The 10,089-nt window shown below is 65.3% G+C and carries 10 protein-coding genes; 5 read left to right on the top strand and 5 right to left on the bottom strand.

Going from position 1 to position 10,089, the window contains the following annotated elements:
• Together PGB34_RS16350 and PGB34_RS16345 are read left to right on the top strand one after the other, a co-directional pair.
• A partial coding sequence (locus PGB34_RS16350; RefSeq protein WP_271429168.1) for an alpha/beta fold hydrolase occupies positions 1-709 on the top strand: 709 nt, incomplete at its 5' end.
• Between the two features lie 222 nt (positions 710-931).
• The gene (locus tag PGB34_RS16345) at positions 932-1,321 is read left to right on the top strand and encodes a hypothetical protein (RefSeq protein ID WP_271429167.1); all 390 of its coding nucleotides are present in this window, start codon (positions 932-934) and stop codon (positions 1,319-1,321) included.
• Positions 1,322-1,346: 25 nt separating this feature from the next.
• Here the strand turns inward: PGB34_RS16345 and lolA are convergent, their stop codons facing one another.
• From lolA to PGB34_RS16330, 3 genes are all read right to left on the bottom strand, one after another.
• Positions 1,347-1,991: an outer membrane lipoprotein chaperone LolA gene (lolA, locus tag PGB34_RS16340; protein ID WP_271429166.1), complete on the bottom strand. Its 645-nt coding sequence runs from the start codon at positions 1,989-1,991 to the stop codon at positions 1,347-1,349.
• Between the two features lie 213 nt (positions 1,992-2,204).
• Entirely contained in the window at positions 2,205-4,634 is a 2,430-nt protein-coding gene (locus tag PGB34_RS16335) for a DNA translocase FtsK (protein ID WP_271429165.1), read from the bottom strand.
• A gap of 135 nt (positions 4,635-4,769) precedes the next feature.
• Complete coding sequence (locus PGB34_RS16330; protein ID WP_271429164.1) at positions 4,770-5,444, bottom strand: Crp/Fnr family transcriptional regulator; 675 nt, start codon at positions 5,442-5,444, stop codon at positions 4,770-4,772.
• 166 nt (positions 5,445-5,610) lie between these two features.
• Between PGB34_RS16330 and trxB the strand changes: the two genes are divergently transcribed.
• The 3 genes from trxB (at position 5,611) to rpmG (ending at position 7,278) form a co-directional block, all read left to right on the top strand.
• The gene (gene trxB, locus PGB34_RS16325) at positions 5,611-6,567 is read left to right on the top strand and encodes a thioredoxin-disulfide reductase (protein ID WP_271429163.1); all 957 of its coding nucleotides are present in this window, start codon (positions 5,611-5,613) and stop codon (positions 6,565-6,567) included.
• A 277-nt stretch (positions 6,568-6,844) separates the two neighbouring features.
• Entirely contained in the window at positions 6,845-7,078 is a 234-nt protein-coding gene (gene rpmB / locus PGB34_RS16320) for a 50S ribosomal protein L28 (RefSeq protein ID WP_225781026.1), read from the top strand.
• 26 nt (positions 7,079-7,104) lie between these two features.
• Entirely contained in the window at positions 7,105-7,278 is a 174-nt protein-coding gene (gene rpmG, locus PGB34_RS16315) for a 50S ribosomal protein L33 (RefSeq protein WP_007830291.1), read from the top strand.
• 124 nt (positions 7,279-7,402) lie between these two features.
• Here rpmG and PGB34_RS16310 read toward each other — a convergent pair whose 3' ends face one another.
• Together PGB34_RS16310 and PGB34_RS16305 are read right to left on the bottom strand one after the other, a co-directional pair.
• Positions 7,403-8,614: a DesA family fatty acid desaturase gene (locus PGB34_RS16310; protein ID WP_408647907.1), complete on the bottom strand. Its 1,212-nt coding sequence runs from the start codon at positions 8,612-8,614 to the stop codon at positions 7,403-7,405.
• A 169-nt stretch (positions 8,615-8,783) separates the two neighbouring features.
• The gene (locus PGB34_RS16305; RefSeq protein WP_271429161.1) at positions 8,784-10,055 is read right to left on the bottom strand and encodes an RsmB/NOP family class I SAM-dependent RNA methyltransferase; all 1,272 of its coding nucleotides are present in this window, start codon (positions 10,053-10,055) and stop codon (positions 8,784-8,786) included.
• Positions 10,056-10,089: the final 34 nt, after the last annotated feature.

Below are 10,089 nucleotides of genomic sequence, written 5' to 3'. Positions count from 1 at the left end.
CGTTCTGTACTCAGAGACGGGCTCGATCACCCCAGCGCTTACCAAACTGCACGGGCCGGTCTGGCCGCCTCAACGGCGTTCAGACTCTACCGCGCTGGTCAGGTTTAAAGATACAAGCGTTCCGTACAACCAGCGTCGCGACACACCGCCCGTCGTGGGGATACGCCGCGCTGTCGGAGGGAACTTCAACTACATCGTCTACTTCCAGGAGCAAGGCGTCGCCGAGGCCGAAATCGAATCCGACGTACCGCGCTTTCTCAAGACTTTCTACTTCCATGCATCCGGGGACGCCGCCTCCGCGCGCCAAAGGCTGGTCCCTCGAGGCTCCAGGGCCAAGCTGATGGAAACGCTGGTGCGGCCAGGCGACCATCAGAGTTGGCTGCCGGATCGCGATCTGCAGTATTACGTTGAGAACTTCGAACGCACCGGTTTTACCGGGCCACTCAATTGGTACCGCAACCTCGATCGCAACTGGGAGCTCATGAAACCGTTCGAAGGAGCGCGAATCACGCACCCCGCGCTGTTCGTGGCAGGCGAACTTGATCCAGTGCTTGTTGCAACCCGTGGGAACGTCGAGGCACTCGGCACCACGGTGCCAGGTCTTCGAAAGACAACGCTCCTTCCCAAATGCGGCCACTGGGTTCAGCAAGAATGCCCTTCGCAGGTCAATGCCGAGTTGATCGCCTTCTTGGCCCAGCTTGGGCGTTGATCTTGCCGCATCCCGTTCATTGAGCAGCAATTCAGGTCAGTCCGCGAAGTCATGTTAGGAATATTCCCCCTGGAAAGCACGGCCGACCGAACAACATCCAAAGTGGCTGCGCGCCGTGTCCGCCGGGGGCATGATCGCAACGGAAGTACCGTCGCGGGCGATTGCGCGCCTGCCTGTGCACCGAGTGCTCAGAACTCATGAATCTCTGGCTCGAGGAAGCCTATGAACACAGACCCATCCACCAACGTCGTTGTCTTCGAAGTACGCCGCCCGGAAGGCTTGATGACCTTCCCCGCGGCGGGTCGGGCCGAGGACGACTCCTGCGTGCAACGCGCCTGGGCATCGCTGAGTGCGCGGGAGAACACGGCACCCATTGACGTGACTCGGATCTATTCGGAGTGGCAGCCTTCAGCAAGCGACATGTCCTTCCTCGAGGCCAGCTTCCCGAAGGCAACGCTCAGCTACTCCTTCGAGCGCCCGGAACCGGATGGCTGGCCGGCGGCGTTCAAGCGGGTGGCGCAGGAGATCCTTGCTTCACAACAGGCCCGGTCACAGCAGGAGCAAGGCGGGCCGGCGGAATCGCCGCCCTCGCCGTCTGATCGAAACCGCTGATCGAAGTGCCGGCGGCGGGAGCCAGTTACTGCCGGATCACGTCAGCCCCCGCCGGCGCCTTGAACTGGAAGGCTGAAGCGGGCAGCGTCGGGTTGAGCTGCACGTCGGAAAAACGCAGGACCGAACGCTGGCCAAAGGCATCAAGGATTTCGAGCGCCGCCAGCGACTCGCCCTGGAAGCCGATCTGCACGCTCTGCAGCTGGGTGTCGCGCGACTTGGGCGTGGCCTTGACCCATTCGAGGCCGTCGCGCGCAGGCTGCTCCTGCAAGCTGAAGTCGGCCTGCAGCGCGCGCAGGTCGGCCGCCGACGCAATGATGGCCGCGGGCGTGGAGCCCAGCGCCTGGGCCTGTGCGCGGGTCGTCACCTGGTTGAGGTCTGCGTCGTACAGCGACAGCGTGGTGCCGTCGGCGACGATGGTCTGCGCGAAGGGCTTGTTGTAGTCGAAGCGGAAGCGCCCCGGCCGCTGGAACTCGAAGTTGCCGCTGGAGGTCTTGGCGCGGGCGGGCTGGCCGTCGCGCGCGGGCGGCGTCACGGTCTGCGTGAACTGCGCGCGGCCCGATTTGGCGTTCTTCACAAAGGCTTCAAGGCTGGCCATGCCGGCCGCGCTGGCGGCCCAGGAGGCCGTGCCCAGCACCAGGGCAGCAGCAAGCAGGCGAGAGGATCGGTTCATGGTTTTCTTCCTGTCTTTCTTGCGTGAGCAAGGCGATGAATGGATCAGACCTGCTTCCCGCGTCAAGTTTGCGCAGCCGGCGTATCGCGGCGGCAAACGCTGGCAAGCAATCGTCACAGCGGTGACGCACGATGGCCATCAGGCGGGGCGCTTTGCAACATGCGCTTGCGTCCGACAGCCGTTGCGGCCCACGCGGCGCCGGTGTCCTTCCTCTTATTCGCTGCGCGCGGGCACGAGGATGTCGCGCTTGCCGTCGGCGGTCATGGCACTGACCAGGCCGGCGTTTTCCATGTCCTCCACCAGCCGCGCGGCGCGGTTGTAGCCGATCTTCAGGTGCCGCTGCACGAGCGAGATGCTGGCCTTGCGGTTCTTGAGCACCACTTCGACGGCCATGTCGTACATCGGGTCCTTTTCGCCGCCCTCGCCGCCGGGCAGCGACAGGTCTTCGCCGTCCACGGTACCGCCTTCGAGCACGCCTTCGATGTAGTCGGGCTCGCCCTGGCTCTTGAGGTAGGCCACCACGCGATGCACCTCGTCGTCGCTGACGAAGGCGCCGTGCACGCGCACCGGCAGGCCGGTGCCGCTGGCCATGTAGAGCATGTCGCCCATGCCCAGCAGTGCCTCCGCGCCCATCTGGTCGAGGATGGTTCGGCTGTCGATCTTGCTGCTGACCTGGAAGGCGATGCGCGTGGGGATGTTGGCCTTGATCAGGCCCGTGATCACGTCCACGCTGGGCCGCTGCGTGGCCAGGATCAGGTGGATGCCGGCCGCGCGCGCCTTCTGCGCCAGGCGTGCGATCAGCTCCTCGATCTTCTTGCCCACCACCATCATCAGGTCGGCCAGCTCGTCGATGACGACCACGATGTGGGGCTCGCGCTTGAGCGGCTCGGGGTCGTCGGGCGTGAGGCTGAAGGGGTTGTAGATGAACTCCTCGCGCGCGCGGGCCTCGTCGATCTTGGTGTTGTAGCCCGCAAGGTTGCGCACGCCCAGCTTGCTCATGAGCTTGTAGCGGCGCTCCATCTCGGCCACGCACCAGTTCAGGCCGTGGGCGGCCTGCCGCATGTCGGTGACCACGGGCGCCAGCAGGTGCGGGATGCCTTCGTAGACCGACATTTCCAGCATCTTGGGGTCGATCATCAGCAGGCGCACGTCGCTGGCCTCTGCCTTGTAGAGCAGCGACAGGATCATGGCGTTGATGCCGACCGATTTGCCCGAGCCCGTGGTGCCGGCCACCAGCACGTGCGGCATCTTGGCCAGATCGGCCACGACAGGATTGCCCACGATGTCCTTGCCCAGGCCCATGGTCAGCATGGACTTGGCCTCGTGGTAGACCTGCGAGCCCAGGATCTCCGACAGGCGGATCGACTGGCGCTTGGCATTGGGCAGCTCCAGTGCCATGTAGTTCTTGCCGGGGATGGTTTCGATCACGCGGATGGAGACCAGCGACAGCGAGCGCGCGAGGTCCTTGGCCAGGTTCACGATCTGCGAGCCCTTCACGCCCGTGGCAGGCTCGATCTCGTAGCGCGTGATCACGGGGCCCGGCGAAGCCACGACCACGCGCACTTCCACGCCGAAGTCCTTGAGCTTCTTCTCGATCAGGCGGCTGGTCATCTCCAGCGTGTCCGACGAGACCGTTTCCTGACGGCCCGGTGCGGCATCGAGCAGGTCGACCTGCGGCAGCTTGCTGTCGGGCAGCTCCTTGAACAGCGGCTTTTGCCGCTCCTTGACCACGCGGTCGCTGCGCGGTACCTCGGCCAACGCGGGCTCGATCTGCACGGGCGGCGCCTTGTCGCGGCGCTTGGGCACGGGCTGCGGCAGAAGCTCGGGCTCCAGTTGGGGCTGGCGCGGGTCCAACGTCGGCGTGGCGCCGGCGGGCAGGTCGTCAATGTCGGAGAAGTCGCGCTCGACGGAAGATTCCTCGTCACGTTCGCGGCGCGCCTTCTTGCCCAAGGCGATGTCCTGCGCGCGCTCGCGCTTCTCACGGCGCATTTCGAACAGCCCGTACAGACGCTCGCCCACACGCTCGGCCACCTGGCTCCACGAGAAGCGGAAGACCAGCGCCGAGCCCACGACGCCGCCCGCGATCGCGACCAGCGCAGAGCCCGTGAAGCCCAGCCACTTCACGCACAGCGGCCCCACCAGGTAGCCCAGCACGCCACCGCCATGGCCGGGCAGACGGAATTCGAGGCGATACAGGCGCGACCACTCCAGCACCGCGCTGGCAGCCAGCAGCAGCAACAGGCCGGCCCAGAAGGCCAGGCGGCTGCGGTTGAAGCGCCCGCGCGCAGGCGCCTCGGCCGTGGCCGGGTTCACCGATTCGCCACCGCGCAGCCAGCGCGCCAGCGACGACAGCCAGGCACGCACACTGGCGGCCAGGCACCACCACACGGAGTAGCCTGCCAGGTAATAGCTGGCATCGGCCATCCAGGCGCCCAGGCGCCCGCCCCAGTTCTTCACGGCGCCGCCTGTGCCGGAAGTGGACCAGGCCGCGTCCGAAGGCGTGTAGCTCAGCATGGCCAGCAGCCAGAACAGCAGGGCCACGAAGCCGACGATCAGGGAGATTTCATGCGCGAAGCGCAATGCGCGCTGGCGTGCCGGCGCAACGGCATCTGCGGAATGAAGGGTGTTCAAGGAGTAGGTCATGGGCATCCAGGGCGGCACGGCAAGCCGAGCGCCACCCCCGAGCCTACAACGAGAACGCCACGCTGCACGCCTGCGCCTGTGTGAAGGGCAGCCGGCCCACGCACGGGGCAGCGCTGCCCGCGGCCCTTGAGGGCGTCAGGCCATGCTCATCAAGCGGTCCTTGATGAGCATGGAGCCGTCATCCTGCGTCTGGACGAAGCCGCGCTCTTCCAGGTCCTTCATCACACGGCTAACCATCTCGCGCGAGGCGCCGACCATCTTGGCCAGATCCTGGCGCGAGATCTTCTCGCGCACCTTGAGGTTGCCCGCCCCGTCGTTCACGGCAAATTCCAGCAGCGAGCGCGCGACGCGGCCGTACACGTCCATCAGCGCCAGCGACTCGATCTTGCGGTCGGCATGGCGCAGGCGCTGCACCAGGCCCAGCATGATGTTGTAGGCCATGGAGGAGTTCTCGGGCAGGCAGCGCATGAAGCCTTCGCGGCCCAGCATCAATACATCAGTCTGGACTTCGGTGCGCACGGTGGCCGAATGAGGCTCATCGTCGATGAGGCTCATTTCGCCGATGTAGTCGCCGGGCTGCAGGGACGCGAGAATCACTTCCCTGCCGCGATTGTCCGCACTCATCACGCGGGCCCGGCCCGTGAGAATGATGTACAGCGCATCGGACTTCTTGCCTTGCTCCACCACGACTTCGGCGCGCTTGAAGCGCTTCTTGACGATGGCATCGGCGATGCTGGCGGACTGTGACGGCGTGAGCGCAGCAAACAGCGGCACGCGCCTCAACAGTTCAAGATTGGACAACATGGACATGCACAGATCCTCACGGCCGATCAAATTGTGAATAACAATGAATTAAAGCAATCTCGCCCATTGAGGCATTGGAAGAAACACCTCTTGAAGCAACCCAATTGTGGGCGTATCTGATCGTGACAATGTACACGCGATTGGCCAAACATCCAGGCTCCCTGTAATCACCATGACAAACATCCAACACGCCAAAGTTCTTATTCTGGGTTCAGGCCCCGCCGGTTACACAGCCGCCGTCTATGCCGCTCGCGCCAATCTGCAACCGCTGCTCATTACCGGCATGGCCCAGGGCGGCCAATTGATGACCACCACGGAAGTTGACAATTGGCCGGCCGATGTTCATGGCGTGCAGGGCCCCGAACTCATGCAGCGTTTTCTGGAACACGCCGAGCGTTTCAAGACCCAGATCGTGTTCGACCATATCAATAACGTCGATTTCAGCCAACGGCCTTTTACCCTGACTGGCGACAGCGGCACCTACACCTGCGATGCGCTGATCATCGCCACCGGCGCCTCGGCCAAATACCTGGGCCTGCCGTCCGAGGAGGCTTTCATGGGCCGCGGCGTGTCCGCCTGCGCCACCTGCGACGGCTTTTTCTACCGCGAGCAGGACGTCTGCGTGATCGGCGGCGGCAACACCGCGGTCGAGGAGGCGCTGTACCTGTCGAACATCGCGCACAAGGTGACGCTGGTGCATCGGCGCGACAAGTTCCGCGCCGAACCCATCCTGATCGACAAGGTCAACGAGAAGGTCGCCGAGGGCAAGATCGAACTCAAGCTGCACAACGAGCTGGACGAGGTGCTGGGCGACAACACCGGCGTGACCGGCATCCGCCTGCGCAACACCCAGACCGGCGAGAAGCAGGACGTGGAACTCAAGGGCTGCTTCATCGCGATCGGCCACCACCCCAACACCGACATCTTCCAGGGCCAGTTGGAGATGAAGGACAACTACATCGTCACGCGCTCGGGCCTGCAGGGCTTTGCGACCATGACGAGTGTGCCGGGCGTGTTTGCGGCCGGTGATGTGCAGGACCATGTCTACCGCCAGGCCATCACCAGCGCCGGCACGGGCTGCATGGCTGCGCTGGACGCCCAGCGCTTCCTGGAGCAGGAAGGCCACTGAGCGGGGCGCAGGCCCCTGCGGCCTGCGCTTCTGGCCTTCCCGCCGAAGCCCCTGGCTTGCCAGCCCGGCGTTTGCCGGGCTAGAATCGCCGGCTTTGCCGAATTCGCGTTGCTGCGCGCCTCAAGTTGGAGGCCAAGTGGCTGCAGGGCCGGCAAACGGGTTACCGCCACCCGCATCTGGCGAGGTCAAGCCGAAACACACCCCGGATCCGGGCCTGCTTCCTGTGCGGAAGCGGTCTTTTTCGCGCGGTGCCGGCTGTTCATGAAAGAGTGTCCACATGGCACGCGTATGTGAAGTCACGGGCAAGGGCCCGATGGTCGGGAACAACGTCTCCCACGCCAACAACAAAACCAAGCGCCGGTTCCTGCCGAACCTGCAACACCGCCGTTTCTGGGTCGAAAGCGAAAACCGCTGGGTGCGCCTGCGCGTGTCCAGCGCTGCTCTGCGCCTGATCGACAAGAACGGCATCGACGCCGTGCTCGCAGACATGCGCGCACGCGGCCAGGCCTGAACGGCTAAGTAAAGGAGCGCAGCACCATGGCTACGAGCAAAGGCGGACGCGAGAAGATCAAGCTGGAATCCACCGCGGGTACCGGCCATTTCTACACGACCAGCAAGAACAAGAAGACGATGCCCGAGAAGATGTCGATCATGAAGTTCGACCCGAAGGCGCGCAAGCACGTCGAATACAAGGAAATCAAGCTGAAGTAATTCAGCCCTTTCCCAAAGAAAAAACCCGCTGCGATCCAGCGGGTTTTTTCTTGGCCGGCTATTGCTCAGCGGGCGAGCGCAGCGAGGCCCTCAGAAGGGGGAGCGGCGAAACCGCCTGGGGTTGCTATGCCTGGGCCGCGCGCAGGCGGATCGAGAAATCGCGCAGCGCGGCAATGCCGCTGGCTTCGGCCCGGTGGCACCAGGCGGCCAGCTCGGCCACCAGTTGCTCGCGCGACTGGGAGGTGTTGAGCCACATCTGGCGCAACTCCTCGCGCATCACGACCATTTTGTCCAGCACCGGATGCGCCTGGCGCGCCTGCACCAGGTGCGTGCGTGCCGAAGCCGGCACCTTGTCGTCGTCCCGATGCAGCCAGCGCTTGGCCGCGCGCAGCACCGACAGGTCGCCACCCCTGGCCTTGATCAGCGCGATCTCGCCCTTGCAGGCGCGGCGCATCTCGCGCGCATAGCCGGCCATCACCTCGTAGCGGTTGGCGATCACGGCTTCCAGCGTCTTTTCGTCGGCCACGGGGCGCACGGCACCCATCTGCAGCCGGGGCGGCACTTTCTTGACCTTGGCCCAGCCGATCGCCTCCATGGCGCGGATCCAGCCCCAGCCGATGTCGAACTCGTACTTCTTGACCGAGAACTTGGCCGAGGTGGGGTAGGTGTGGTGGTTGTTGTGCAGTTCTTCGCCGCCGATGATCACGCCCCAGGGCGAAAGGTTGGTGCTGGCATCCTGCGCCTCGAAGTTGCGATAGCCCCAGAAATGACCCAGGCCGTTGACCACGCCCGCGGCCCAGAAGGGAATCCACAGCATCTGCACGGCCCACACCGTCAGGCCCAGGCCGCCGAACAGCGCCAGGTTCAGGATCAGCATCAGGCCCACGCCCTGCCAGCCAAAGCGGCTGTAGACGTTGCGCTCCATCCAGTCGTCGGGCGTGCCGTGGCCGAACTTCTTCATCGTCTCGGCGTTCTTGGCCTCGGCGCGATACAGCTCGGCGCCGCGCCACATCACGGTGTCGATGCCGCGCGTCTGGGGGCTGTGCGGGTCGTCCTCGGTCTCGCACTTGGCGTGGTGCTTGCGGTGGATGGCCACCCACTCCTTGGTGACCATGCCGGTGCCGATCCACAGCCAGAAGCGGAAGAAGTGAGAGGGCACTGCCCCCAGCTCCATGGAGCGGTGCGCCTGGGTGCGATGCAGGAAGATGGTGACGGCCAGGATGGTGATGTGCGTGGTTGCGAGCACATACAGCACAACCTGCCACCACGACAGATTCCACAGGCCGTGGCCGAGCCAGTCGAGGGCCGCGCTCAGAACGACAGAATCAGCAAGCATCAAGGTGAATTACTCCAGCGCCGGGCAAGCGGCGGCATGTCAGACGAATCCCACAATTTTAGAGGCGCTGCCCGTTTTTCAAGCAGCCGGGATCACCCTGTGAAGGGGCATTGCCAGCGCCTTTTTTTTGCGCTTTCACACGCTTTGGCGCGCGGCGCGCCGGCAGCGCTCAGGCCCGCGTCCAGACGGCCGCGAAGAAGCCGTCGGTGCCGTGGCGATGAGGCCACAGGCGCAGGTAAAGACGCCCGTCCTCGCCCCCCGCGCAAAGCGCCTGCGCGTCCGCCACCTTGAGGCCGTCCAGCAGGTCGGCCGCGCGCTGCGGCCTGAAGTCGGCATGGGCGGCGCCGAAAGCCTCGGCGATGGCCTCGTTTTCTTCGGGCAGCACGCTGCAGGTGGCGTAGATCAGGCGCCCGCCGGGCTTGACCAGGCGGGCGGCGCTTTGCAGGATCGCGCCCTGCTTTTGCACCAGCTCCTGCACGGCCTCGGGCGTCTGGCGCCACTTGAGGTCGGGGTTGCGGCGCAGCGTGCCCAGGCCGGAACAGGGCGCATCGACCAGCACGCGGTCGATCTTGCCCGCCAGGCGCTTGACGCGCTCGTCGCGCTCGTGCGCGATGGCGGCCGGATGCACGTTGGAAAGCCCGCTGCGCGCCAGCCGCGGCTTGAGGGCGTCGAGCCGATGGGCGGAGGTGTCGAAGGCGTAGAGCCGGCCGGTGTTGCGCATGGCCGCGCCCACCGCCAGCGTCTTGCCGCCAGCGCCGGCGCAAAAATCCACCACCATCTCGCCGCGTTTGGCGTCCAGCAGCAACGCCAGCAATTGCGAGCCCTCGTCCTGCACCTCGATGGCGCCGTTGGTGAACAGCGCCAGGCGATTGACGGAAGGCTTGCCCTCGGCCCGCAGGCCCCAGGGCGAATGGGGCGTGGGCTGCGCCTGGACGCCCTCTTTCTTGAGCGCCGCGCGCACCTCGTCGCGCTTGGCCGACAGCGCATTCACGCGCAAGTCCAGCGGCGCGGGCTGCATGAGCGACTCAGCCAGCGGCAGGAAGTCTGCGCCCAGTTGCTGCTGCAGCGGCCCGGCCAGCCACTCGGGCAGGTTGTGGCGATGGGGCGCCATCAGTTCTTCGGGCTTCACGCCATCGCAGGCGTCGAGCCAGCGGCGCTCCTGTTCGTTGAGCGCGCTTTTGAGGAAGTCGCGCGGGCCATGAAAGCCCAGGATGGCCAGGCGCCGCTCGCGCGGGCCGCTGCCGGAGCGGGCCAGGTGTTCGTACAGCAGCTTCTTTCGGAGCACGCCGTAGGCAGTTTCGGCCAGGGTGGCGCGCTCACGCGGGCCCAACTGGCGGTTTTCACGGAAGAAGCGCGAAACGATGGCGTCGGCAGGATGATCGAACTTGAGCACCCGGGCCACCAGGGTGGCGCAGGCGTCGAGCAGGGCTTTGGGATGCATAGGGGCGCGATTGTCCCATTGCGCCCGCCCCTGC

The sequence above is a fragment of the Xenophilus arseniciresistens genome (assembly GCF_028023875.1).
GTDB classification, from domain to species: domain Bacteria; phylum Pseudomonadota; class Gammaproteobacteria; order Burkholderiales; family Burkholderiaceae_C; genus Xenophilus; species Xenophilus arseniciresistens.
This window is presented reverse-complemented; position numbering and strand designations above follow the sequence as displayed.